19 protein-coding genes and 3 pseudogenes are annotated in these 23885 nt (G+C 65.8%); 16 read left to right on the top strand and 6 right to left on the bottom strand.

The genetic code is table 11. The annotated features are described in order from the left end of the window. Nucleotides 1-2 precede the first annotated feature (2 nt). From rplO to ACZK2V_RS04485, 8 genes and pseudogenes are all read left to right on the top strand, one after another. The gene (rplO, locus tag ACZK2V_RS04450) at nt 3-446 is read left to right on the top strand and encodes a 50S ribosomal protein L15 (RefSeq protein ID WP_004154498.1); all 444 of its coding nucleotides are present in this window, start codon (nt 3-5) and stop codon (nt 444-446) included. A gap of 7 nt (nt 447-453) precedes the next feature. Further along, nucleotides 454-1819 (top strand): annotated as a pseudogene (gene secY / locus ACZK2V_RS04455) (preprotein translocase subunit SecY). 347 nt (nt 1820-2166) lie between these two features. Next, the gene (rpsM, locus tag ACZK2V_RS04460; RefSeq protein WP_004154500.1) at nt 2167-2523 is read left to right on the top strand and encodes a 30S ribosomal protein S13; all 357 of its coding nucleotides are present in this window, start codon (nt 2167-2169) and stop codon (nt 2521-2523) included. A gap of 11 nt (nt 2524-2534) precedes the next feature. Continuing rightward, on the top strand, nt 2535-2924 hold the full coding sequence (gene rpsK, locus ACZK2V_RS04465) for a 30S ribosomal protein S11 (protein WP_004145443.1): 390 nt from the start codon (nt 2535-2537) through the stop codon (nt 2922-2924). 15 nt (nt 2925-2939) lie between these two features. Next, nucleotides 2940-3569: a 30S ribosomal protein S4 gene (gene rpsD / locus ACZK2V_RS04470; RefSeq protein ID WP_004145446.1), complete on the top strand. Its 630-nt coding sequence runs from the start codon at nt 2940-2942 to the stop codon at nt 3567-3569. A gap of 56 nt (nt 3570-3625) precedes the next feature. Further along, nucleotides 3626-4624 carry a DNA-directed RNA polymerase subunit alpha gene (locus ACZK2V_RS04475; protein ID WP_010483975.1) on the top strand — a complete coding sequence of 333 codons (999 nt, stop codon included), beginning with the start codon at nt 3626-3628 and terminating at the stop codon, nt 4622-4624. A 191-nt stretch (nt 4625-4815) separates the two neighbouring features. Beyond that, entirely contained in the window at nt 4816-5199 is a 384-nt protein-coding gene (rplQ, locus tag ACZK2V_RS04480; RefSeq protein WP_005408217.1) for a 50S ribosomal protein L17, read from the top strand. A gap of 185 nt (nt 5200-5384) precedes the next feature. Beyond that, the gene (locus ACZK2V_RS04485) at nt 5385-5891 is read left to right on the top strand and encodes a disulfide bond formation protein B (RefSeq protein WP_010483974.1); all 507 of its coding nucleotides are present in this window, start codon (nt 5385-5387) and stop codon (nt 5889-5891) included. 95 nt (nt 5892-5986) lie between these two features. On the opposite strand, the gene ACZK2V_RS04490 is transcribed toward ACZK2V_RS04485, so the two are convergent. Continuing rightward, entirely contained in the window at nt 5987-8113 is a 2127-nt protein-coding gene (locus tag ACZK2V_RS04490; protein WP_486322943.1) for a TonB-dependent receptor, read from the bottom strand. Nucleotides 8114-8334: 221 nt separating this feature from the next. Here ACZK2V_RS04490 and ACZK2V_RS04495 point away from each other — a divergent pair. Both ACZK2V_RS04495 and ACZK2V_RS04500 read left to right on the top strand, forming a co-directional pair. Next, a pseudogene (locus ACZK2V_RS04495) lies at nt 8335-9724 on the top strand (class II 3-deoxy-7-phosphoheptulonate synthase). A gap of 559 nt (nt 9725-10283) precedes the next feature. Further along, nucleotides 10284-11471, top strand: coding sequence for a mechanosensitive ion channel family protein (locus ACZK2V_RS04500; protein WP_486322944.1), 1188 nt, complete (start codon nt 10284-10286; stop codon nt 11469-11471). A 56-nt stretch (nt 11472-11527) separates the two neighbouring features. Here the strand turns inward: ACZK2V_RS04500 and ACZK2V_RS04505 are convergent, their stop codons facing one another. From ACZK2V_RS04505 to typA, 3 genes are read right to left on the bottom strand one after another with little or no spacing between them, the layout of a single operon-like run. Next, nucleotides 11528-13150, bottom strand: coding sequence for an amidase (locus ACZK2V_RS04505; RefSeq protein WP_049401441.1), 1623 nt, complete (start codon nt 13148-13150; stop codon nt 11528-11530). A 41-nt stretch (nt 13151-13191) separates the two neighbouring features. Beyond that, nucleotides 13192-13659 (bottom strand): DUF2127 domain-containing protein, encoded by a 468-nt coding sequence (locus tag ACZK2V_RS04510; RefSeq protein ID WP_005408223.1) that lies wholly within the window; start codon nt 13657-13659, stop codon nt 13192-13194. 11 nt (nt 13660-13670) lie between these two features. Continuing rightward, nucleotides 13671-15518, bottom strand: a complete 1848-nt coding sequence (gene typA, locus ACZK2V_RS04515; protein WP_049455386.1) for a translational GTPase TypA — start codon at nt 15516-15518, stop codon at nt 13671-13673. A gap of 274 nt (nt 15519-15792) precedes the next feature. Between typA and ACZK2V_RS04520 the strand changes: the two genes are divergently transcribed. The 6 genes and pseudogenes from ACZK2V_RS04520 to ACZK2V_RS04545 all read left to right on the top strand — a co-directional run bounded on the left by ACZK2V_RS04520 (nt 15793) and on the right by ACZK2V_RS04545 (nt 22532). After that, on the top strand, nt 15793-16284 hold the full coding sequence (locus ACZK2V_RS04520) for a peptidylprolyl isomerase (protein ID WP_004153629.1): 492 nt from the start codon (nt 15793-15795) through the stop codon (nt 16282-16284). A 118-nt stretch (nt 16285-16402) separates the two neighbouring features. Continuing rightward, the gene (locus ACZK2V_RS04525) at nt 16403-17389 is read left to right on the top strand and encodes a malate dehydrogenase (protein WP_004153634.1); all 987 of its coding nucleotides are present in this window, start codon (nt 16403-16405) and stop codon (nt 17387-17389) included. A 158-nt stretch (nt 17390-17547) separates the two neighbouring features. Then, the gene (locus ACZK2V_RS04530; RefSeq protein WP_032129767.1) at nt 17548-18162 is read left to right on the top strand and encodes an RluA family pseudouridine synthase; all 615 of its coding nucleotides are present in this window, start codon (nt 17548-17550) and stop codon (nt 18160-18162) included. Between the two features lie 669 nt (nt 18163-18831). Then, entirely contained in the window at nt 18832-20712 is a 1881-nt protein-coding gene (gene prpE / locus ACZK2V_RS04535) for a propionate--CoA ligase (RefSeq protein ID WP_049400974.1), read from the top strand. A gap of 216 nt (nt 20713-20928) precedes the next feature. Then, nucleotides 20929-21432 (top strand): hypothetical protein, encoded by a 504-nt coding sequence (locus tag ACZK2V_RS04540; RefSeq protein ID WP_049461269.1) that lies wholly within the window; start codon nt 20929-20931, stop codon nt 21430-21432. Nucleotides 21433-21478: 46 nt separating this feature from the next. After that, a pseudogene (locus ACZK2V_RS04545) lies at nt 21479-22532 on the top strand (suppressor of fused domain protein). 67 nt (nt 22533-22599) lie between these two features. Here ACZK2V_RS04545 and ACZK2V_RS04550 read toward each other — a convergent pair. Together ACZK2V_RS04550 and ACZK2V_RS04555 are read right to left on the bottom strand one after the other, a co-directional pair. Then, the gene (locus ACZK2V_RS04550; RefSeq protein ID WP_189720615.1) at nt 22600-23211 is read right to left on the bottom strand and encodes a glutathione S-transferase N-terminal domain-containing protein; all 612 of its coding nucleotides are present in this window, start codon (nt 23209-23211) and stop codon (nt 22600-22602) included. An 84-nt stretch (nt 23212-23295) separates the two neighbouring features. Further along, nucleotides 23296-23754: a cell wall hydrolase gene (locus ACZK2V_RS04555; protein WP_004154513.1), complete on the bottom strand. Its 459-nt coding sequence runs from the start codon at nt 23752-23754 to the stop codon at nt 23296-23298. Between the last annotated feature and the right edge of the window lie 131 nt (nt 23755-23885).

The raw sequence follows: 23885 nt of genomic DNA on the forward strand, positions 1-23885 counted from the left end.
CCATGACTCTGCGTCTCAATGAACTGAGCCCGGCACCGGGCGCCCGCACCGAGCGTACCCGCGTCGGTCGCGGTATCGGCTCGGGCCTGGGCAAGACTGCCGGCCGCGGCCACAAGGGTTCGTTCGCCCGCAAGGGTGGCGGCAAGATCAAGGCTGGCTTCGAAGGCGGCCAGACCCCCATGCAGCGTCGTCTGCCGAAGATCGGCTTCCGTTCGCCGATCGCCAAGGACACCGCTGAAGTGCTGCTGTACGCGCTGGACAAGCTGCCGGCCGGTGAGATCGACTTCGCCGCCCTGCGTGCTGCCAAGCTGGTCCCGAGCACTGCCAAGAAGGCCAAGGTCGTCGTCAAGGGCGAAGTGACCAAGGCGTTCACCCTGAAGGGTATTGCTGCCACGGCGGGTGCCAAGGCCGCGATCGAAGCTGCCGGCGGCAGCGTAACGGAGTAAGAAAATCATGGCGCAAGCTGGCATCGGTAACCTCGCGGGCGGAATGGGCAAGTTCACTGAACTTCGCCAACGTTTGCTGTTCGTCGTCGGGGCTTTGATCGTCTATCGCATCGGCTGCTACGTGCCGGTGCCGGGCGTCAATCCCGATGCCATGCTTGCCATGATGCAACAGCAGGGCGGCGGCATCGTGGACATGTTCAACATGTTCTCGGGCGGCGCCCTGCACCGTTTCAGCATCTTCGCGCTGAACGTGATGCCGTACATCTCGGCATCGATCGTGATGCAGCTGGCCGTGCACATCTTCCCCGCCCTGAAGGCGATGCAGAAGGAAGGTGAGTCCGGCCGCCGCAAGATCACCCAGTATTCGCGCATCGGCGCCGTGCTGCTGGCAGTGGTGCAGGGCGGCTCGATCGCGCTGGCCCTGCAGGGCCAGGTCTCGCCGTCGGGCGCTCCGGTCGTGTATGCGCCGGGCATGGGCTTCGTGCTCACCGCCGTGGTCGCGCTGACCGCCGGCACCATGTTCCTGATGTGGGTCGGTGAGCAGGTCACCGAACGCGGCATCGGCAATGGCGTGTCGCTGATCATCTTCGCCGGTATCGTCGCAGGCCTGCCGGGTGCGATCATCCACACTTTCGATGCCTACCGCGACGGCAACATCCAGTTCATCCAGCTGCTGCTGATCGCCATCGTCGTGCTCGCCTTCACCTTCTTCGTGGTGTTCGTCGAGCGTGGCCAGCGCCGGATCACGGTCAACTACGCGCCGCCAGGGCGGTCGCAACGCGTACATGAACCAGACCTCGTTCCTGCCGCTGAAGCTCAACATGGCCGGCGTCATCCCGGCGATCTTCGCCTCGAGCCTGCTGGCGTTCCCGGCCACCCTGGCCATGTGGTCCGGCCAGGCTGCCAACCAGAGCAGCTTCGGCCAGGTCCTGCAGAAGGTGGCCAATGCTCTCGGCCCGGGCGAGCCGCTGCACATGATCGTGTTCGCTGCGCTGATCACCGGTTTCGCGTTCTTCTATACCGCGCTGGTGTTCAACTCGCAGGAAACCGCCGACAACCTGAAGAAGTCGGGCGCGCTGATTCCGGGCATCCGTCCGGGCAAGGCCACCGCCGATTACATCGACGGCGTGCTGACCCGCCTGACCGCAGCCGGCTCGGCCTACCTGGTGATCGTCTGCCTGCTGCCGGAACTGATGCGCACGCAGCTGAACGCCTCGTTCTACTTCGGTGGTACTTCGCTGCTGATCGTGGTGGTGGTGGTGATGGACTTCATCGCCCAGGTGCAGGCGCACCTGATGTCCCACCAGTACGAGAGCCTGCTGAAGAAGGCCAACCTGAAGGGCGGCAACCGCGGCGGTTTTGCCCGCGGCTGATTGGCCTGTTATACTTTCGTCTTCCTGACGTGATGGTCCCTCCGCTTCGCGGACTCCGGCCACACAAACGAAGGGCGGCCCCCGCAGCGGTTCCGGGTGGGGGTGTGATGAGGTGGTCCCGCGCTGGAGTAGCGCGGGCGGCCCCGGGGGAAACCCCAGGTCCAACCCCATCCGGCGCCGGAGCCTGGGCACACTCCCCAGGCCGGGTTCATGAAACCAATGGTTTCACGGGCTTCCATGTAAACCGGAACCTTGTTAGTATCGCTAGTTCACTTTTTTGATCCATCCTGCCGGATTGGCGTGCCCGAGGCGCGCTGTCGGCCATCACTCAGCTGGAGAACCGCGTCATGGCGCGTATTGCAGGCGTCAACCTGCCAGCCCAGAAGCATGTCTGGGTCGGGTTGCAAAGCATTTACGGCATCGGCCGTACCCGTTCGAAGAAGGTCTGCGAAGTCGCAGGCGTTGCTTCGACCACCAAGATCCGCGATCTGTCGGAGCCGGAAATCGAGCGCCTGCGCGCCGAAGTCGGCAAGTACATCGTGGAAGGCGATCTGCGCCGTGAGATCGGCATCGCGATCAAGCGCCTGATGGACCTGGGCTGCTACCGCGGCCTGCGTCACCGTCGTGGCCTCCCGCTGCGTGGCCAGCGCACCCGTACCAACGCCCGCACCCGCAAGGGTCCGCGCAAGGCGATCAAGAAGTAAGGGACTGAGAAATGGCTAAGCCCGCTGCTAAGACCAAGAAGAAGATCAAGCGCGTCGTCACCGACGGCGTTGCCCACGTCCACGCTTCGTTCAACAACACCATCGTCACCATCACCGACCGCCAGGGCAACGCTCTGTCGTGGGCGACCTCCGGTGGCGCTGGCTTCCGCGGTTCGCGCAAGTCGACCCCGTTCGCTGCCCAGGTGGCCGCTGAAAAGGCCGGTCGTGCTGCGCTGGACTACGGCGTGAAGTCGCTGGAAGTCCGCATCAAGGGCCCGGGTCCGGGCCGTGAGTCGGCCGTGCGTTCGTTGAACAACGTCGGCTACAAGATCACCAACATCATCGACGTGACGCCTATCCCGCACAACGGGTGCCGTCCGCCGAAGAAGCGTCGCGTCTAAAGGGAGCGATAAGAAATGGCTCGTTATATCGGTCCTACCTGTAAGCTCGCCCGTCGCGAAGGCGCCGACCTGTCCCTGAAGAGCCCGGCGCGTGCGCTGGACTCGAAGTGCAAGCTGGAGCAGAAGCCCGGCCAGCACGGCGCCACTGCCCGCAAGGGCAAGCTGTCCGACTACGCCACCCAGCTGCGTGAAAAGCAGAAGGTCAAGCGTATCTACGGCCTGCTGGAGCGTCAGTTCCGCAACTACTACAAGAAGGCCTCGACCAAGAAGGGCAACACCGGCGAGAACCTGCTGCAGCTGCTGGAAACCCGCCTGGACAACGTCGTCTACCGCATGGGCTTCGCCGTGACCCGTCCGGCTGCCCGTCAGCTGGTGTCGCACCGCGGCGTCACCGTGAATGGCAAGTCGGTCAACCTGGCTTCGTACCAGGTCAAGGCTGGCGACGCCATCGCTCTGTCTGAAAAGGCTGCCAAGCAGCTGCGCGTCCAGGAAGCCCTGACCGTCGCCGCCCAGCATGACCTGAGCCCGTCGTGGGTTGAAGTGGATTCCGGGAAGTTCACCGGCATCTTCAAGGCTGTTCCGGATCGTTCGGATCTGCCTGCGGACATCAACGAAGCGCTGATCGTCGAGCTGTATTCGAAGTAATTCACATTGGAGAGCCCCCGGGCGACGGCCGGGGGTTCACTAGGAGAACCCGCAACATGACGGTTACCGCCAACCAGGTTCTGCGTCCTCGCGGTCCGCAGATCGAACGCCTTACCGACACCCGTGCAAAGGTCGTTATCGAACCTTTGGAGCGGGGTTACGGGCATACGCTGGGTAATGCCCTGCGTCGCGTGCTGCTGTCGTCCATCCCGGGCTTCGCCATCACGGAAGTCGAAATCGACGGCGTGTTGCATGAGTACACCACGGTCGAAGGTCTGCAGGAGGACGTGCTCGAAGTCCTGCTGAACCTCAAGGACGTGGCCATCCGTATGCACTCCGGCGACAGCGCCACCCTGTCCCTGTCCAAGCAGGGCCCGGGCGTTGTCACCGCTGCCGACATCAAGGTCGACCACAATGTGGAGATCCTGAACGGCGAACACGTGATCTGCCACCTGACCAAGGATACGGCGATCAACATGCGTCTGAAGATCGAACGTGGTTTCGGCTACCAGCCGGCTGCCGCGCGTCGTCGTCCGGACGAAGAAACCCGTGCCATCGGCCGTCTGGTCCTGGATGCCTCGTTCTCGCCGGTCCGCCGCGTCGCCTATGCCGTGGAAGCGGCCCGCGTCGAACAGCGTACCGACCTGGACAAGCTGGTCATCGATATCGAGACCAACGGCACCATCGACGCCGAGGAAGCCGTGCGCACCGCCGCCGACATCCTCAGCGACCAGCTGTCGGTGTTCGGCGACTTCACCCACCGCGACCGCGGTGCAGCCAAGCCGGCGAACAACGGCGTGGATCCGGTGCTGCTGCGCCCGATCGACGATCTGGAGCTGACCGTGCGTTCGGCCAACTGCCTGAAGGCTGAAAGCATCTACTACATCGGCGATCTGATCCAGAAGACCGAAGTGGAGCTGCTGAAGACCCCGAACCTGGGCAAGAAGTCGCTCACCGAGATCAAGGAAGTGCTGGCTCAGCGCGGCCTGTCGCTCGGCATGAAGCTGGAGAACTGGCCGCCGGCCGGTGTCGCCAGCCACGGCATGCTGGGCTGATATCGGTAATGCCTGAAGGCTCCACCGTTCGCGGTGGGGCCTTCAACGCAACACACCATGCCATGACGAACCCCAGGTTCGCGCGGCAGGTCGCCCAGGACGGGTGGCCAGGACCAACCGCAGTCCGCGCAGCAACGCCAGGATGGCGACAACGATCCGCACAGTCTCATCATTAACCAAGGAATATCACCATGCGTCACCAGAAGTCTGGCCGTAAGTTCAGCCGTACCAGCGCCCACCGCGAAGCGATGTTCAAGAACATGGCTGCCTCGCTGTTCAAGCACGAGCTGATCAAGACCACCCTGCCGAAGGCCAAGGAACTGCGCCGCGTTGCCGAGCCGCTGATCACCCTGGCCAAGGTCGACTCCGTCGCCAACCGCCGTCTGGCCTTCGCCCGCCTGCGCGACAACGAAGCCGTGGGCAACCTGTTCACCATCCTGGGCCCGCGCTACGCGAACCGTCCGGGCGGCTACCTGCGTCTGCTGAAGTGCGGCTTCCGCGCTGGCGACAACGCGCCGATGGCCTACGTCGAGCTGGTTGACCGTCCGGTCGTGGCCGAGGAAGTGGCCGAGTAATCGGACCGCTCCAATGCGACACAGCGAAAGCCCGGCCTCTGCCGGGCTTTTGCGTTTCCGGGGTCGGATCCCTTTCCGCAGGACAGGGCTCTGACCCACACCGTTCCGACAGGCGTCACCTGTGGCGGTTCGAATGGCGCGCACTCTCGGTTACGCTTGGCGCCTGATCCATTCGAGCGTTGACGATGAATCCACTGCGCTGGCCCTTCCGCGCCCAGTTCTTCCTGGGCTTCCTGATCTGCGCGGGCCTGCTTGGCTACGCGATCTTCCTGCAGCTGAAGATGGGCCTGGAGCCGTGTCCGCTGTGCATCTTCCAGCGCCTGGCGTTCGCCGCGCTTGGCCTGCTGTTCCTGATCGGTGCACTGCATGGTCCGTCCAACCGCCCCGGACGCGCGACCTATGGCGTGCTGGCGTTCATTGCCGCCGCAGTGGGTGTCGGCATCGCCGCGCGCCACGTCTACGTGCAGATGCTGCCGCCGGAAATGGGGTCCACCTGTGGCCCGCCGCTGGCCTTCCTGAGCGAGACCATGGGGCCGCTGGAAGTGTTCCGCACGGTGCTGACCGGCACTGGCAACTGCGGCAACATCGACTGGACCTTCCTGGGTCTGACCATGCCGATGTGGTCGGGCGTGTGGTTCGTGCTGCTGGCGCTGTGGGCGCTCGTGGTGTCGCTGCGCAAGGTCAAGCGCTGAGGCAAGGTAGTGCCGGCCGCTGGCCGGCAACCTCGTGAACGACGGCAGCTTTCCCGTAGATGCCGGCCAGCGGCCGGCACTACCACGGTCCGTTCTCAGAAATCCTGCTGCAGGCTCAGGTAGGCGCCGCGGCGCGGTCCCCATTGCGGAGCGAACACGCCGACGCCACCGCCATCGCGCAGCTGGTAGCTGCGGTCCAAAGCGTTGATCACCGCCAGCTGCACGTGCAATGGATGGCTGCTGTCGGCATTGAAATCGTGCCCGGCGCTGAGGTTCACCTGCAGGTACGACGGCAGCTCGCCGCCGTTGGGTACGCCTTCGATGTCCGAACGCAGGCCGCTGCCGAACACGTAGTTGGCACCGATCCGGTTGTGTCCGGCGAAGGCGTAGCTGAGGCCACCCGACGAGGTCAGCTTCTGGTCGTGGTCGAGGTGGATCCAGTGGTTGGCCACATAGGCCAGCGCCTCGGGATCGAGGTTGTACTGGCTGGTGATGACATCCGTACCGATGGCTTTGTTCAGCGCGGCATTGAAGTAGGCACTGAACGGACCGTTGCTGTAGTCGGCACTGAACTCCAGACCACGGATGTGTCCGCGGCGGTAGTTGAAGGTCGAGTAGATGTAGGCGGCGCCGAACTGGCCTTCGTCCTGCAGGCGGGCGACGCGGCGGTCGTAAGCGTCCAGGCCCAGGGTCAGGTGTTCACCCAGCTGCTGCGAGACGCCGATGTCGTAGTAGTCGCTGCGCTCGGCCAGCGGCGTGTTGTTGCCGCCGCTGGGCTGCTGGTTGGTGGTGCCGTCGTACAGGGCGATGTCGCTGCTGGCGATCAGTTCACTGGCCGGTGGCGTGAAATAGCGCGAATAGCCGGCATGCACGGTGGTGCTGTCGCTGGCATTCCAGACCACGCCCACGCGCGGGCTGAGCTGGCCCTCGGTGCGGCCGAAGGCCTTGTAGCGGTCACCGCGCAGACCGTAGTTGACGGTCCAGTCGTCGCCGATTTTCCACTCATCCTGTACGTACAACGCCAGCGTGCTGGCATGGAAGGCGCTGTGGTCAGGAATCAGCAGCGGCGTGGTGCTGGACTGCTGGCCGCCGTCATCAACCGGGAACACCCAGCTGTTGCTGCTGGCCCGTGCGTTCTCGTAGTTGCCGTACAAGCCGTAGCGCAGCGTGTGGTCGTTGCCCAGTGGTGTGGAGAAGTCGGCCTGCAGGGTGTTGGCACGGTTGCTGCGCTGCACCTTCGAGGCGACGCCACTGAACACCAGATCGCCGACGACGTCCGGGTTGAACGCTGCATCGCTGTAGCGCTGCCCGGCCGACAGTTGGTAGGCGGTGCTGCCCAGCGTGCCCTGCAGTACCAGCATGCCGAAGCGGGTGGTCTCGCGCTGGGTCTCATCCAGCTGGCTGGAATCGAAGGTGGTGGTATCGAGATAGCCGAATTGTGGCGTCTGCCCCGGATTGACCGGAATCTGGAAGCGGTTGTTGGCGAAGCCGGCGAACACGCTCACGCGGGTGTTGTCGTTGACCAGGTAGGTGAGGTCGGCGAAGGCCTTTCCCTGGTGAGTATCGTCGTGCAGCGGCTTGCGCGAGTTGGTGGGGTTCTCCAGGCCGACCTCATGCTGGTCGTAGTTGCCGGTCAGGAACCAGCTCCAGCGCCCCTGGTTGCCCCACCAGGAGGCGTTCGGATTGATCTTGCCGAACGAGCCGGTGGTCAGCCCCGCGCTGCCGCCATTGCCCAGCTCGGCACCGTTGCGGGTGGTGATGTCGACCACCGCTGCGGTGCGCTCGCCGAACTGCGCCGGCAGTGCGCCGTCCATCAGGTGGATGCTCTTGATGGTGCGCGCGTCCAGGGTCTGGCCGAAGCCGGAGATCGATTCGGGCAGCAGCACGCCGTTGATGCGGTACTGCAGGTTGGCGTGGTCGCCACGCACATGCACGCCGCCATAGGAGTCCTGGACCACGCCAGGGGCCTGCAGCAGTACCTGGCTGAGTGGTGCGGAGGCACCCAGCGGCTGCTTCTGGATGTCCTCGGCGGTGATCTGGTACTGGCTGCTGCCGATGTCCGGCGACAGCGTGTTGCGGGCCTGGTCGAGCTGGGCGTGGACGGTGACCGCATCCAGATCCTTGACGGACGAAGAGGTGTCGTCGGCTGCCGAGGCGAGGGCGGGCAGGCTGGCCAGGGCCAGGGCGAAGGTGATGCCGGTAGCGAGGGGCGAGGGCTTCATGGTGGGAGAGGTGGCGGCTGGATGTGGAAGGGGCCGGTCCATGACATGGAAGTGTTACTCCATAACAAAGCATGCGCCTGTCCCGGGCGGCTGACCATGCAGGATCTGGCCGCTGGCGTCGGCCTTTCTCTGCCGTTCAGGCGAGCAGGTCGGCCGGACCGGCCCTTTGCGTCAGCGGCCGGCTCTGCGACCATGACCGCCCCCCATCCCGGAAGTCTGCAATGAGCCTGTCCGCCGTTCCGCCCGTGCCCGATCCCGCCGCAGCCGCCACTGGCGCCGCCTGGTCGCCGGAGAGCTGGCGTGGCAAGACCGCGCTGCAGATGCCGACCTACCCGGACCCGGTGGCGCTGGACGCCGCCCTGCACGAGCTGAAGCGGCTGCCGCCGCTGGTGACTTCCTGGGAGATCCTGGCGCTGAAGCAGCAGCTGGCCGAGGCGCAGGAAGGCAAGCGCTTCCTGCTGCAGGGCGGCGACTGCGCCGAGAACTTCAGCGACTGCGAATCGGGCACCATCTCCAACCGGCTGAAGGTACTGTTGCAGATGAGCCTGGTGCTGGTGCACGGCCTGCGCCAGCCGGTGATCCGCGTGGGCCGCTTCGCCGGCCAGTACGCCAAGCCGCGCTCGGCCGACACCGAGACCCGCGACGGCGTGACCCTGCCCAGCTACCGCGGCGATGTGATCAACGCGCCGGCCTTCACCGAGGCAGCACGCCTGCCGGACCCGAAGCGGATGCTGCAGGCCCACGCGCATTCGGCGATGACGATGAACTTCGTGCGTGCGCTGATCGACGGCGGTTTCGCCGACCTGCACCACCCCGAATACTGGAACCTGGAGTGGGTAAGCCACTCGCCGCTGGCCGCCGACTACCAGAAGATGGTGGCCTCGATCGGCGATGCGGTGCACTTCATGGAGACCCTGGCCGGGGCCCGCGTGCACAACCTCAACCGCATCGATTTCTACACCTCGCATGAAGCGCTGCTGTTGCCCTACGAGCAGGCGTTGACCCGGCAGGTGCCGCGCCAGCAGGGCTGGTTGAACCTGAGCACGCACTACCCGTGGATCGGCATGCGCACGGCCGCTCTCGATGGCGCGCACGTGGAATACCTGCGTGGCGTGCGCAACCCTATCGCGATCAAGGTTGGCCCATCGGTGACGCCGGACCAGCTGCTGCGCCTGATTGATGTGCTCAACCCGCATGACGAGCCGGGTCGACTGAGCTTCATTCACCGCATGGGTGCAGCGCAGATCGCCGAGAAGCTGCCGCCGCTGCTGGATGCGGTCAAGCGCGATGGCCGCCGCGTGCTGTGGGTGTGCGATGCGATGCATGGCAACACCGAAAGCACTGCCAATGGTTTCAAGACACGCCGCTTCGACAACGTGCGTGGCGAAGTGGAGATGTCGTTCGATCTGCACGCGGCCGCAGGTACGCGACTGGGCGGTGTGCACCTGGAGCTGACCGGCGAAGACGTGACCGAGTGCACCGGTGGCGCGCGAACTGACCGAGCGTGACCTGGAGCGCGCCTACCGTTCGACGGTGGACCCGCGGTTGAACTACGAGCAGTCGCTGGAGATCGCGATGGCGATCGTGCGCAAGCAGGAGCAGGTGCGGTAAGGGGTTTTCGGCAGGGCTTGCAGCCCTGCACCTGCCAGAAGCCGAAGCAACAGCAACGGCAGAAGCGGGCATTCCGTGGGATGGCGGGGCGGTGTCGGAGTGCGGGGACGCCGCAAGTACGTCCATGTAGGCTTGGCAGCCGCATCCATGCGGCTGACACCCCGCACTCCGACACCGCCCCGCCTCTGACAGATCTCCGCGGCTGTTGGATCCACGTCATGCGTGGATGAATTCCCATCAGAATCGAATATTTCGATATCGGAACGATTTGAGCCGAGCATGGCTCGGCTCTACAGAAGTGCCGGCAGATCGCGGAAATCTGTCGAAGGCGGGGTGGGTCCGGTTGCGGGAGTGTCCGCGGCATGGATGCCGCGGCCAAGCCCCCATGGACGGGTTTACGGCGTCTCCCGCAACCGGACCCACCCCGCCATCCCACGGAATGCCAGCCTCTGCTGTTGCTTGTGCTTCGGCTGTTGCTTCGGCTCGCAGCAGGTGCAGGGCTGCAAGCCCTGCCGACCAACACCCTTCTTACGAACGACTGACGTGACACTCATGCGTCATGCGCGAGGCTGTCCGCTTGGCTGTTCGAGTGGAGGTGGCAACGGTGCAATGGCAAAGCGCACAGGCCTACGCATGGCCGTTGGGATTGGCAGCAGTAGTGGGCGGTATCGGCGCGTGGCTGATCCTCTGGATCTACCATCGATTGAAAGGGCGTGATCGCCGGCGCGCACGCATCGGTCGCGTGCTCGGGTTGCCACTGGCCACCGCATGGCCGCTGCTGTTGTTGATTCCCGCATTGCAGGCCACGCCACTGCAGGATCCGGTGCTGGGCAACCTGCAGCATGTGCTGCACATCGCGCTGACCGCGTGCTTCATCTGGTTGCTGGTACGCGCGGTGGCGGCGGGCGAGCGCGCGATCCTGCGCAGTCATCCCATCGATGTCGCCGACAATCTGGAAGCGCGCCGCATCCAGACCCAGACGCGGGTGCTCAGCCGCGTGCTGATGGGCGGCATCATCGTGCTCGGCGCATCGCTGGTGCTGTTGACCTTCCCGATGGTGCAGAAGATCGGCACCGCGCTGCTGGCATCGGCAGGCCTGATCGGCCTGGTGGCGGGTATCGCGGCCAAGCCGGTGTTCGGCAACCTGATCGCTGGCCTGCAGATTGCGGTGACGCAGCCGATCCGGCTGGATGACGTGGTGATCGTCGAGGGCGAGTGGGGCCGTATCGAGGAGATCGGCAGCAGCTACGTCGTGGTCCGTATCTGGGATGAGCGACGGATGGTGGTGCCGCTGACCTGGTTCATCGAAAACCCGTTCCAGAACTGGACGCGGCGTAGCGCCGACCTGCTCGGTACCGCGTTCCTGTGGTTGGACTACCGTGCGCCGATTGCCGCGATCCGCGCTGAGCTGGAACGCATCTGCCGTGGCGAAGCGCTGTGGGATGGCCGGGTCTGCGTGACCCAGGTGACCGAGACCAGCGAGCGTGCGATCCAGGTGCGCCTGCTGGTCAGCGCGCGAAGCTCGGGCGATGCCTTCGATCTGCGTTGCCTGGTGCGCGAGCGCATGCTCGATTTCCTCGCGAGCGAGCATCCGCAGTCGCTGCCGCAGGTGCGTGCGCGGCTGCAACACGAAGATGAGCTGGATATGCCGCGCGGTCCACGTGCACGCACCGCGGATGTGCGTTCGCCGGGTGCTGAAGATGGTGAGGCGGCGATCGTGCCGGTGGAGCCGGAACCCGAGCGGTAGCGCCGGTCGCTGGCCGGCGACCTGGGATCTGCCGGCCAGCGGCCGGCACTACCGGATCACGGCTCGCCAGCGTCGATCAGTGCGTCGGTATCGAAGTGCGGTGGTCGCCGCGCGCGCGTGCGCTGCTCATAGGCGTAGGCCATCTCGATCAGCTTCGGCTCGCTCCAGGCGGTGCCCATGAACAGCAGACCGACCGGCAGACCATCGATCTGCCCCATCGGCACGGTGAGGCTGGGATAGCCGGCCACGGCGGCGGCGCTGTAGCTTTCACCGGGGAAGTCGTCGCCTTCGCTGCGGATCGGCCATGCCACGCCGGTGGTCGGCGCCACCAGCGCATCGAGCTGGTGGGCGGCGAGGGCAGCATCGATGCCTTCCGGGCCGGCCAGCCGGCGCGCATCGCTGCGGGCGCGGATATAGGCGGGGTCGGCCAGGCCGGCGGTGGCATCGGCCTCCACCAGCAGCTCCTGGCCGAACAGGCCCAGTTCCTGCTTGCTGTGCGCCTGGTTGAAGGCGATCAGTTCGGCCAGGCTGCGCAATGGTGCGCGGTGGGTGCTGAAATAGCGCTCCAGCCCGGCCTTGAATTCGTACAGCAGCAGCGTGCGCTCGGCCTCGGCCCAGGCGCCCTGGTTGGGCAGCTCCACCGGCACCACCACGGCGCCGGCGCGGCGCAGCTCGGTTGCCGCCTGTTCGATCAGTGGCGGCATGCCACGGTACTTCAGCAGGGGCGTCTGCAGCAGGCCGATGCGCTTGCCGCGCAGGCCCTGCGGGTCCAGTCGCGCGGTGTAGTCGTAGACCGCGCGGCCGGGCATGGTCGCGGTGGCCGGATCGGCATCGTCGCGGCCGGCGATCGCGGTCAGCACGGCGGCAGCGTCGGCGACGCTGCGTGCCATCGGCCCGGCAGTGTCCTGGCTGAAGGAAATCGGGATGATGCCCTCGCGGCTGACCAGGCCGACCGTCGGCTTCAGGCCGACCACGCCGTTGATCGCCGCCGGGCAGACGATGCTGCCGTCGGTTTCGGTGCCGATCGCCACGCTGGCCAGGTTGGCGGCCACGGCCACCGCGCTGCCGCTGCTGGAACCACACGGCGAATGGCTGATGCGATAGGGGTTGCGGGTCTGGCCGCCACGCGCGCTCCAGCCGGAGATCGAATCATTGCCGCGGAAGTTGGCCCATTCGCTGAGGTTGGTCTTGCCCAGCACCACCGCACCGGCGTCGCGCAGCCGGCGCACCAGGTAGGCATCGTCCGGACGGAAGCCCTGCAGGGCCAGCGAACCCGCACTGGTGGCCATCGGCGCGGCGTTGATGTTGTCCTTCAACAGCAGGGGAATGCCATGCAGCGGGCCGCGCAGGCGGCCGTCACGGCGTTCGCGGTCGCGCGCGGCGGCTTCCTTCAGGGCATCGGGGTTGAGCTCGATCACCGCGCGCAGGCGCGGCCCGGTGCGGTCCAGCGCGGCGATGCGCTGCAGGTAGGCCTGGGTCAGGGTGGTGCTGTCCAGTTCCCCGGCGGTCATCCGCGCCTGCAGGTCGGCGACATCGGTTTCGGCGTACGGGAACGGCACGTTGCGGCTCGCAGGTTCGGCCGCATGCGCGCTGGGCGTGGCCGGGCTGCAGCCAGCCGAAAGCAGCGCCGGCAGCGCGGCGAGCAGGCAGGTCAGCAGAGGCGGCAAGGACGGGCGCATGGGGCGGCTTGGTCGGCTCCAATCCCCAGTGTAGCCGGTGCTCAGCGGTGGCGCTTGCGCAGGTCGCGGGCGAGCACGTAGACCACGATCAGGTTGATCGCCAGGATCGTCCACGACGGCCAGCCGGGGTGGCGGATGATCGCGAAGATGTCGAAAGGCAGGTACAGGGCGGCGGTCAGGCAGCCCAGCCAGGAGGCCCAGGCCTTGGCCCGCCACAGGCCCCAGGCTTCGACCAGGTGCAGCAGGCCGTAGCCGATCATCCCCGCCGCGGCCAGGTGGACCGCGTCGGGGCTGATCATGTGCAGCAGCGAGGGCAGGGTGCCATGGTCCGGATCCAGGCTGAAACGCCGGATCAGGGCCATGATGCCGTGCCGTAGCGGCTGCGGTCCGAGCACTTCCAGCCCGGTGGCGGCCAACAGCGCCAGCATCGCCTTGCTCGCTTCGAGCAGGGCGATGACATGGAGACCCGGATGCCGGTGTGGATCCGGGTTGTAGCCGCTCTGGTTCACGGGGTGCTGGCTCAGCCGCCGCGCGAAGCCTTCTTGCGGTCGCTTTCGGTCAGGAACTTCTTGCGCAGACGGATCTCCTTCGGGGTGATCTCGACCAGCTCGTCGTCTTCGATGAAGTCCAGGGCCTGTTCCAGCGAGTACTTGATCGCCGGGGTCAGCTGGATCGCATCGTCCTTGCCCGAAGCGCGCATGTTGGTCAGCGGCTTGGTCTTGATCGCGTTGACGGTCAGGTCGTTGTCCTTGGAGTGGATGCCGACCAGCTGACCTTCATACACGTTGTCGCCTTCAGCAGCGAAGAGCTTGCCGCGCTCCTGCAGCGGGCCCAGCGAGTAGGCCGGCGTGGTGCCCGGCGCATTGGCGATCATCACGCCGTTGATGCGCTTGGCGATCGCGCCCTGTTCCTTCGGGCCGTAGTGGTCGAACACGTGGAACAGCAGGCCCGAACCCTGGGTCAGGGTCTTGAACTCGTTCTGGAAACCGATCAGGCCACGGGCCGGGATCGAGTATTCCAGGCGCACACGGCCCTTGCCGTCCGATTCCATGTTCTTCAGCTGGCCCTTGCGGGTGCCCAGCTTTTCCATCACGCCGCCCTGGTGGATTTCTTCGATGTCCACCACCAGCTGCTCGATCGGCTCCATCAGCTGGCCGTCGATTTCCTTGATGATCACTTCCGGGCGCGACACGGCCAGCTCGTAGCCTTCGCGGCGCATGTTCTCGATCAGCACCGACAGGTGCAGTTCGCCACGGCCGGAGACCAGGAACTTGTCGGCGTCTTCCAGCTGCTCGACCTTCAGGGCCACGTTGTGGACCTTTTCACGGTCCAGGCGGTCCTTGATCTGGCGGCTGGTCAGGAACTTGCCACCGGACAGGTCCTTGTTGCCGGCGAACGGCGAGTTGTTGACCTGGAAGGTCATCGAGATGGTCGGCTCGTCGACGGTCAGCGCCGGCAGCGCTTCCGGGAAGTCCGGTGCGCAGATGGTGTCGGAGATGGTCAGCTCCTGGATGCCGGAGATGGCCACGATGTCGCCGGCCTCGGCCGAATCCTGCTCGATGCGCTCCAGGCCCATGAAGCCCAGCACCTGCAGCACCTTGCCGTTGCGCTTCTTGCCTTCACGGTCGATGACCGCGACCTGCATGTTCTTCTTCAGGGTGCCGCGCTGGATGCGGCCGATGCCGATCACGCCCACGAAGTTGTTGTAGTCCAGCTGGCTGATGCGCATCTGGAACGGGCCTTCCGGGTCCACTTCCGGACGCGGCGCGTGCTGCATGATCGCTTCGTACAGCGGGGTCATGTCGCCGTCGCGCACGGTGTCTTCCAGGCCGGCATAGCCGTTCAGGCCCGAGGCGTAGACGATCGGGAAGTCCAGCTGCTCGTTGGTGGCGCCGAGCTTGTCGAACAGGTCGAAGACCTGGTCGATCACCCATTCCGGGCGGGCGCCCGGACGGTCGACCTTGTTGACCACGACGATCGGCTTGAAGCCCATCGCGAAGGCCTTCTGGGTCACGAAGCGGGTCTGCGGCATCGGGCCGTCCATCGCATCGACCAGGATCAGCACGGTGTCGACCATCGACAGCACGCGCTCGACCTCACCACCGAAGTCGGCGTGGCCGGGGGTGTCGACGATGTTGATCCGGTTCTTGATGCCGGTCTTCTTGTCTTCCCAGGTGATGGCGGTGTTCTTGGCCAGGATGGTGATGCCGCGTTCCTTTTCCTGGTCGTTGCTGTCCATCACGCGCTCGGCGAGGACGGTACGCTCGGACAGGGTGCCGGACTGCTTCAGCAGCTGGTCGACCAGGGTGGTCTTGCCATGGTCGACGTGGGCGACGATGGCGATGTTGCGAAGATTTTCGATGGACATACGAAAGGGGGCCAGTCGGCGCCGGATTTGGAAAAAGAAGTCCAACATTATACGTCGAACTTGACGATTCGCGAAAAGGTGGATTTCACACCCGTCATGGGGCCCATTCAGCTGGGGGGCCGCGGCGCCGGTCGAGGCCGCCTGGCCTGCACCGCGGGGCACCCCGTCCCGTGGCTGAAGCCCGGATCTGCGCCCATGGTCGAAGCCGCCGCCGCCACGAGGCAGGTGTAAACTAGGTGGCTAGACGCGTTCCCCATCTGCATCAAGGATCTTCATGTCCCTCATCGCCACTTTCGACACCACCCAGGGCCCGATCAAGGTCGAGCTGTTCGCCGACAAGGCGCCGCTGACCGTGGCCAACTTCGTGAACCTGGTCAAGCACGGTTTCTATGACGGCCTGATCTTCCACCGCGTGATCGCCGACTTCATGATCCAGGGCGGCTGCCCGCAGGGTCGTGGCACCGGCGGCCCGGGCTACAAGTTCGAAGACGAGAAGAATGGCGTGAAGCACGAGGTCGGCTCGCTGTCGATGGCCAACGCCGGCCCGAACACCAACGGCAGCCAGTTCTTCATCACCCACATCAAGACCGACTGGCTGGACGGCCGCCACACCGTCTTCGGCAAGGTCCTGGAAGGCCAGGCCATCGTTGATTCGGTCAAGCAGGGCGACGTGATCCATTCGATCACCCTGGAAGGCGACGTCGACGCCGTGCTGGCCGCCCAGGCCGAGCGCGTCGCGGAGTGGAACAAGCACCTCGCCGCCTGATCCCCCTTCGAAACGGCCACCCTCGGGTGGCCGTTTCCCTGTTCCCCGCCGCCCGCCAGGCCTGCGTGGCCACGCCCGCGGCGTCCCATCAAACGCTTGCAAGCAAGAGGAAACCCCCATGAAAGCACCCGTTCGTGTTGCCGTGACCGGCGCCGCCGGCCAGATCGGTTATGCCCTGCTGTTCCGCATCGCCTCCGGCGAAATGCTGGGCAAGGACCAGCCGGTCATCCTGCAGCTGCTGGAACTGCCGGTCGACAAGGCCCAGGCCGCCCTGAAGGGCGTGATGATGGAGCTGGAAGACTGCGCCTTCCCGCTGCTGGCCGGCATGGTCGGCACCGATGATGCCGAAGTCGCGTTCAAGGACGCCGACATCGCCCTGCTGGTTGGCGCGCGTCCGCGTGGCCCGGGCATGGAGCGCAAGGACCTGCTGCTGGAAAACGCCAAGATCTTCACCGCCCAGGGCGCGGCGCTGAACAAGGTCGCCAGCCGTGACGTGAAGGTGCTGGTGGTCGGTAACCCGGCCAACACCAACGCCTACATCGCGATGAAGTCGGCCCCGGACCTGAAGCCGGAGAACTTCACCGCCATGCTGCGCCTGGACCACAACCGCGCGCTGAGCCAGCTGTCGACCAAGCTCGGCAAGCCGGTCGGTGGCATGGAGAAGCTGGTCGTGTGGGGCAACCACAGCCCGACCATGTACCCGGACTACCGTTTCGCCACCGCCGATGGTGCGTCGATCGCCGATGCAATCAACGACCAGGAGTGGAACGCCAACACCTTCATCCCGACCGTCGGCAAGCGCGGCGCGGCGATCATCGAAGCCCGTGGCTCGTCCTCGGCTGCTTCGGCCGCCAACGCAGCCATCGACCACGTGCGTGACTGGGTGCTGGGCAGCAACGGCAAGTGGGTCACCATGGGCGTGCCGTCCGACGGTTCCTACGGCATTCCGGAAGGCGTGATCTTCGGTTTCGCGGTGACCACCGAGAACGGCAAGTACACCCTGGTCAAGGATCTGCCGATCGACGACTTCAGCCAGAAGTACATCGACAAGACCCTGGCCGAGCTGGAAGAAGAGCGCGCCGGCGTCGCCCACCTGCTGGGCTGATGCAGGCGGTACCGGCTCCGGCCGGTACGTCTTCCATCGAGGTAGGTGCCGGCCGTTGGCCGGTACGTGATCCAGAAGGTAGGTACCGACCGTTGGTCGGTACGCAGCAACGGGGAAGCTCAGGCTTCCCCGTTGCTGTTTGAGGAATACAGGAACTGATGATCCACCTGCATTACATCGACGACGCGCTGCTGGTGGCCGAGAAGCCGGCCGGCCTGCTGTCCGTGCCTGGCCGCAGCGCCGAGAACCAGGACTGCGTGGTCGCGCGGCTGCAGGCGCTGTACCCGGATGCATTGACCGTGCATCGCCTGGACCAGGTGACCTCCGGCCTGCTGCTGCATGCGCGCGGCAAGGACATGCAGGTGGCGTTGTCGATGCAGTTCGAGCAGCGCCAGGTTGGCAAGCGTTACGAAGCGATCGTGGAGGGGCTGCTTGAAGGCGATGCCGGCGAAGTGGACCTGCCGTTGATCGTGGACTGGCCGAACCGGCCGAAGCAGATGGTCGATCACGAACGCGGCAAACCGGCGCTGACACGTTGGCACGTAATGGCACGTGATGTTGAAGCGCAGCGCACCCGCGTGGCGTTGGAACCGATCACTGGCCGCAGCCATCAGCTGCGCCTGCACATGGCCAGTCTCGGCCATCCCATCGTTGGCGATGTGCTGTATGACGCCGCGCCGGCGCAGCGTGTGCATCTGCATGCGCGCAGCCTGCGGTTCACCCATCCGGTGACGGGCGAGGCGCTCGCGTTCGAGTCCGCGACTCCGTTCTAGGGGTTCGGCAGGGCTTGCAGCCCTGCACCTGCAGAATCAACGTCAACGTCAGAAGCGGGCTATCCGTGGGTTGGCGGGACGGTGTCGGAGTGCGGGGACGCCGCAAGTACGTCCCTGTAGGCTTGGCAGCCGCATCCATGCGGCTGACACCCCGCACTCCGACACCGTCCCACCTTCGACAGGTTCCCGCGGCTGTTGGTAACTGCGGCCGTTGTTCCGCGCGGCTGTTGGTAGGTGTCGACCTTGGTCGACACGATTCTTCTGTCAGATATCGAATGAATCATCCACGCATGGCGTGGATCTACCGTGTCGACCAAGGTCGACACCCACCAGAGCAGTCGACCAAGGTCGACATCTACCAGAGCAATACGCCTTTCCGACAGATCGCAGGAAACTGTCGAAGGCGGGGTGGGTCCGGTTGCGGGGGCGTGAGCCGCATGGACGCGGCGACCGAGCCTCCATGGACGGATTTACGGCGCCCCCCGCAACCGGACCCACCCCGCCATCCCTCAATGGCCCCGCTTTTGACGTTGACGTTGACGTTGATTCTGCAGGTGCAGGGCTGCAAGCCCTGCAGAACAGAACCCCACCCCCTACCAAGGTAGGGCGGCCCGCGCGCCAGCGCCGGACTATCCTCGAACCCATGACTTTGTCTGGGAGGGCTGCGTCATGAACTACGAGGAAACCTACCGTCGCTCGATCGACGAGCCGGAGGCCTTCTGGGGCGAGGAAGCCAAGCGCATCCATTGGCACAAACCGCCGCAGCAGGTGCTCGACTACAGCAACCCGCCGTTCCGGCGCTGGTTCGTCGGTGGTGAAACCAATCTCTGCTACAACGCCGTCGACCGCCACCTGGCCGAGCGCGCCGACCAGCTCGCGCTGGTCGCCATCTCCACCGAAACCAACAGCACCCGCGAAATCACCTATCGCCAGCTGTATCGCGAAGTGAACGACTTCGCCGCCGTGCTCAAGCACCTCGGCGTCGGTCACGGTGACCGCGTGGTGATCTACATGCCGAACATGGCCGAAGCCGTGTTCGCGATGCTGGCCTGCGCGCGCATCGGTGCGGTGCACTCGGTGGTGTTCGGTGGCTTCGCCGCGCACAACCTGGCGCTGCGCATCGACGACGCCAAGCCCAAGCTGCTGATCGCGGCCGATGCCGGCATGCGCGGTGGCAAGTTGATTCCGTACAAGCCGATGGTCGACGCCGCCTGCGCCGAAGCCACGTCGCCACCGCCGCACGTGCTGATCGTGTCGCGTGGGCTGGATGCCGCCGAACCACGCGTGCCGGGCCGCGATGTGGACTACGCCGAGCTGCGTGCGCAGATCGGTGAAGTCGACGTGCCGGTGCAGTGGCTGGAAGCGAGCGAGCCGAGCTATCTGCTGTATACCTCCGGCACCACCGGCAAGCCGAAGGGCGTGCAGCGCGATGTGGGGGGCTATGCGGTGGCGATGGCGCAGTCGATGGAAACGGTGTTCGACTGCAGGCCGGGCCAGGTGATGTTCTCCACCTCCGACGTCGGCTGGGCGGTCGGCCATTCCTACAACGTGTACGGCCCGCTGATCGGCGGCTGTACCTCGCTGCTCTACGAAGGGCTGCCGACGAATCCGGACCCGGGCATCTGGTGGGCGCTGTGCGAGCAGTACAACGTGCGCACGATGTTCTCGTCGCCCACCGCCATCCGCGTGCTGAAGAAGCACGACGCGGATTTCATCCATCGCCACGACCTGGGCGCGCTGAAGTACCTGTTCCTGGCCGGCGAGCCGCTGGACGAACCGACCGCGCACTGGATCAGCGAAGCGCTCGGCAAGCCGATCATCGACAATTACTGGCAGACCGAAACCGGCTGGCCGGCACTGACCCTGCTGCCGGGCCTGGAGATGAAGCCGGTGCGTTTCGGCTCGCCCGGGTTCCCCAATCTCGGCTACCGGATGAAGGTGATCGACGAGAACACCGGCGAGGAAGTGGCACCGGGGCAGAAGGGCGTGCTGGTGGTGTCGCCGCCGCTGCCGCCGGGCTGCATGAGCACGGTGTGGAACGACGACAGCCGTTTCCTGCAGAGCTACTTCAGCCATTTCAAGGAGCTGCTGTACAGCTCGCTGGACTGGGCGATCCGTGACGACGATGGCTACACCTTCATCCTCGGCCGTACCGACGATGTGATCAACGTGGCCGGCCATCGTCTGGGCACGCGCGAGATCGAGGAGGCTATCTCCAGCCATCCGCGCGTGGCCGAGGCGGCGGTGATCGGGGTCAAGGACGAACTGAAGGGGCAGGTGCCGCTGGTGTTCGTCACCCTCAAGCAGGGGCTGGATGGCGAGGATCCGGCGCCGGTGGTGGCCGAGATGATGGCTACGGTGACCACCTCGCTCGGCGCGGTCGCACGCCCTGCGCATGTGCACGTGGTCAATGCCTTGCCCAAGACCCGCTCTGGCAAGCTGCTGCGGCGCTCGCTGCAGGCGTTGGCCGAGCAGCGCGACCCGGGTGACCTGTCGACGCTGGACGACCCCAGCGCGCTGGAGGAGATCCGCCGCGCGCTGGGACGCTGACCCGGTAGTGCCGGCCGCTGGCCGGCACCCCCCATCAATCCCGAGGTTGCCGGCCAGCGGCCGGCACTACCCGCAGCACTTGCGCTAAGCTCGGCCTGTCATCGACCTGCAATACACGGTGCGCGCCGGGGAAGGCGCGTGCCGTCCGGGGATGGCACACAGGGGAGCGTGCCCGCCAGGGCGCGCCGGCATTGCGCATCGAGGGAGGGGGAGGCAATGGCTTTGCTGCACGCCAAGACGGCTGCTGGCCGTCAGGAAATCGAAGACCGTGGTCGGCGTCTGCCGGCGGCACTGCGTTCGATCCTGCTGATGGTCGACGGCCATCGCGATGACACTGAATTGCGCGGCCTGTTCGAAGGCCTGCGGGCACCGCCGGATGCACTGGAGCAGTTGGCCGCGCTGGGCCTGATTGAAGTGATCGGCGGAAGTGTCGAAACCGCACCGACGCGCAGCATCAGCACCGGCCGTGAACAGGACCCGGCGCTGTACCAGCAGCTGTACGACGCGATGAGTGAGGCCGTGCGTCGGCATCTGGGCCTGAAGGGCTATTTCATGCAGTTGAAGATCGAACGCTGCACCGATGCGCTGGCACTGGAGCGCCTGTGCCCGGAACTGCTGGCGGCGGTGGGCAAGGCGCGTAGCCCGGCATTGGCGCAGCGCTGGTGGCAGGAGACCCAGGCGGCCGTGGTCAATGGTGGCGGCGAGGTCGTGCAGGCCTGAGCCACCGCGTAAAGTGATCGGTTCACTTCCCCACAAGGAGTCCCGCGTGCAGGACGACCACGACGACACCGATACCCCCGGCTGGGACGCGATCAATGCGGCGCTGGCGCCGCTGTATGCCGGGCAGGAACCGCGTCACTTCGGCACCGCGCTTCCGTACACGCTCGGTGGCCAGGATCCGCTCGATGGCATCAGCGTGTACTGGGCGGATGCGCCGGTACCGCATTGGCATTACATCACCTACGGCTTCTCCGAGCTGTACGCAAAGGAGAGCAGTGATGCCACCGCCAGTGGCTATGGTTTCGAGCTGACCTTCCGCCTCGCTGCCGACGCCGGTGAGAACGCCGGCAGCACGCCGCCGGTGTGGCCGATGAACCTGCTGCAGAACCTGGCGCGCTATGTGTTCGGCAGTGGCAACGTGTTCGAGGATGGCCATCACCTCAACGCCAACGGCCCGATCGCGTTGGAGACCAACACGCGCTTGTGCCATCTGGCCTTCGTCGCAGATCCGCAGTTGCCCGCACGCGACACCGCCAATGGCCACCTGCAGTTCCTGCAGCTGGTCGGGTTGACCGATGAGGAGATGGAAGCGGTCAAGCGCTGGTCGACGCGCGGCGTGCTGCAGGCGCTGCAACCGGCGATGCCGCTGTGGATCAGCGACCTGCATCGCGGCAACCTGCTGGAGGATCCGGCATTGGCTGCACAGGTGCAGACCGGCAGCGAGCGCGAGGGCTCCAGCACCGGCATGCTGTTCATCGAGACGCTGGACTGGCGCCAGGAGGCGGGCGTCACCACCCTGGTGCTCGGTGCGGGCCAGGTGGCCAGCGTGTGCGAGCTGCTGCCATTGCGCCTGCGCCACGGCAAATCACTGGAACTGGTCAGCCGCGAGCGGCAGTGGGAATTCATTCCGGCCGCGCGCGGTCAAACCGGCGAGGTATCGGCCGACAGCGCGCTGGGCGTTGGACGAGACGGGTCTGGAAGCCTTGGCGGGCGTGCGTGCCGAGCGCGGCATCTACCCGGTGGCGGCGGCGCTGCGCATCGAAGTGGTGCCGACCTACCTGCGCGATGCCAAGGGCGAAGTGATCCGCCAGATCGGCTGAGTGTGGCGATTGCACCGATGGGGGCAGAGCCGTCTGCTGTGCAGACGGCTCCGACCCATGGTCTGGCTCAGGCCAGGCCTTCGGCCTTCAGCGCGGCCTGCACGCCGGCATCGGCATCCATGCGCGCCTTGTAGGCGGCCAGGTTGTCCAAGCCGGACAGGTCGACCTTGGTGCCGGCGGCCCAGCGCAGCGTGATGTAGAAGTACGGGTCGGCGAAGCTGCGGAAGCCGGCCAGCCACGGCTTGTCGGCCAGCTGCTTGTCGGCGGTCTCGAACAGGGCGCGCAGGCGCTTGTGCGCGGCGGCGCGGATCGCATCGAACTGGCTCTCGTCGGCAATGAACTTGCCCGGCGCGAACAGCGGAGAGAAGGCCGGATGCACATCGGAATTGACGAAGGCCAGCCAGCGGGTGGCTTCGGCGCGCTGGCGCGGGCTGCCGTCGCCGCCGAGGCCGGCCTGCGGGAAGCTGTCGGCGATATAGCCCATGATCGCGGCGTTCTGCAGCAGCACGAAGTCGCCGTCGACCAGTGCGGGGACGGCACCGGCCGGATTGATCTTGAGGAATTCCGGGCCCTTCAGGGTGTCCTTGTTCAGCAGTTCAACCTCGAACGGCTTGCCGGTCCACTGCAGGGCGATGTGGTCGGCGGTGGAACAGGCACCGGGCTTGCTGTACAGCTTCATGGAAACTCCAGGTGATGCGGGCGGGAAACGCCCACTATCCCAGAGCTTGCCAGCGGGCGGCAACGCTGCCGCCAGCACGGATCGTTACGACTGCCGCGGCTTGAGGTTCTGCACCTTATAGAAGGTGTGATCGCCGATGGTGGCCACCTGGTAGGCATTGCGCCAGTTCGGGCTGGCAATGGACAGCGCGGCGAAGTGGCTGGCACCGGGCACGATCTCGCGGCGCTCGCCGGCCGGCAGCGCCCAGTTGCGCTCGGCGTCGAAGGCCACGTTCATCGCCTCGCTCCAGGCCGCATCATTGCCCAGCTGGGTGCCGGGCGAGACGATGGTCGGTGCGAACTGCTTGCGCGCGGTGACCACCTGGCACATGGAGTCGCCCCACAGGCCACTGTCGAGGCGGCGCAGGGCGACCTCGGCGACGGCCTGCTGGCCACGCAGGGTCTGGTCGCGGGCTTCCAGGTAAACGGTGGTGCTCAAACACAATGAATCAGCGGCCGGCTGAGGCAACAACTGCGACAGCCAGAGAATCCAGGCCAGCTTCATATAACTCCTTGCTCCGTATGGGCCGCACGCTCCGGTTCCGGCCGCGGGGGCGACAGGAGGCGGGGTACGACTTGGCGTCATGGGGAGGCGGCCATCGGGGCCGCCCCGTGGGCAGCCCCAAAAGAAACGAT

This window comes from Stenotrophomonas sp. 93052_Sma (assembly GCF_056481145.1).

Coding starts and splice junctions, on each gene's coding strand:
- rplO (WP_004154498.1), top strand. CDS start 3: ATGACTCTGCGTCTCAATGAACTGAGCCCGGCACCGGGCGCCCGCACC.
- rpsM (WP_004154500.1), top strand. CDS start 2,167: ATGGCGCGTATTGCAGGCGTCAACCTGCCAGCCCAGAAGCATGTCTGG.
- rpsK (WP_004145443.1), top strand. CDS start 2,535: ATGGCTAAGCCCGCTGCTAAGACCAAGAAGAAGATCAAGCGCGTCGTC.
- rpsD (WP_004145446.1), top strand. CDS start 2,940: ATGGCTCGTTATATCGGTCCTACCTGTAAGCTCGCCCGTCGCGAAGGC.
- ACZK2V_RS04475 (WP_010483975.1), top strand. CDS start 3,626: ATGACGGTTACCGCCAACCAGGTTCTGCGTCCTCGCGGTCCGCAGATC.
- rplQ (WP_005408217.1), top strand. CDS start 4,816: ATGCGTCACCAGAAGTCTGGCCGTAAGTTCAGCCGTACCAGCGCCCAC.
- ACZK2V_RS04485 (WP_010483974.1), top strand. CDS start 5,385: ATGAATCCACTGCGCTGGCCCTTCCGCGCCCAGTTCTTCCTGGGCTTC.
- ACZK2V_RS04490 (WP_486322943.1), bottom strand. CDS start 8,113: ATGAAGCCCTCGCCCCTCGCTACCGGCATCACCTTCGCCCTGGCCCTG.
- ACZK2V_RS04500 (WP_486322944.1), top strand. CDS start 10,284: ATGCGCGAGGCTGTCCGCTTGGCTGTTCGAGTGGAGGTGGCAACGGTG.
- ACZK2V_RS04505 (WP_049401441.1), bottom strand. CDS start 13,150: ATGCGCCCGTCCTTGCCGCCTCTGCTGACCTGCCTGCTCGCCGCGCTG.
- typA (WP_049455386.1), bottom strand. CDS start 15,518: ATGTCCATCGAAAATCTTCGCAACATCGCCATCGTCGCCCACGTCGAC.
- ACZK2V_RS04520 (WP_004153629.1), top strand. CDS start 15,793: ATGTCCCTCATCGCCACTTTCGACACCACCCAGGGCCCGATCAAGGTC.
- ACZK2V_RS04525 (WP_004153634.1), top strand. CDS start 16,403: ATGAAAGCACCCGTTCGTGTTGCCGTGACCGGCGCCGCCGGCCAGATC.
- ACZK2V_RS04530 (WP_032129767.1), top strand. CDS start 17,548: ATGATCCACCTGCATTACATCGACGACGCGCTGCTGGTGGCCGAGAAG.
- prpE (WP_049400974.1), top strand. CDS start 18,832: ATGAACTACGAGGAAACCTACCGTCGCTCGATCGACGAGCCGGAGGCC.
- ACZK2V_RS04540 (WP_049461269.1), top strand. CDS start 20,929: ATGGCTTTGCTGCACGCCAAGACGGCTGCTGGCCGTCAGGAAATCGAA.
- ACZK2V_RS04550 (WP_189720615.1), bottom strand. CDS start 23,211: ATGAAGCTGTACAGCAAGCCCGGTGCCTGTTCCACCGCCGACCACATC.
- ACZK2V_RS04555 (WP_004154513.1), bottom strand. CDS start 23,754: ATGAAGCTGGCCTGGATTCTCTGGCTGTCGCAGTTGTTGCCTCAGCCG.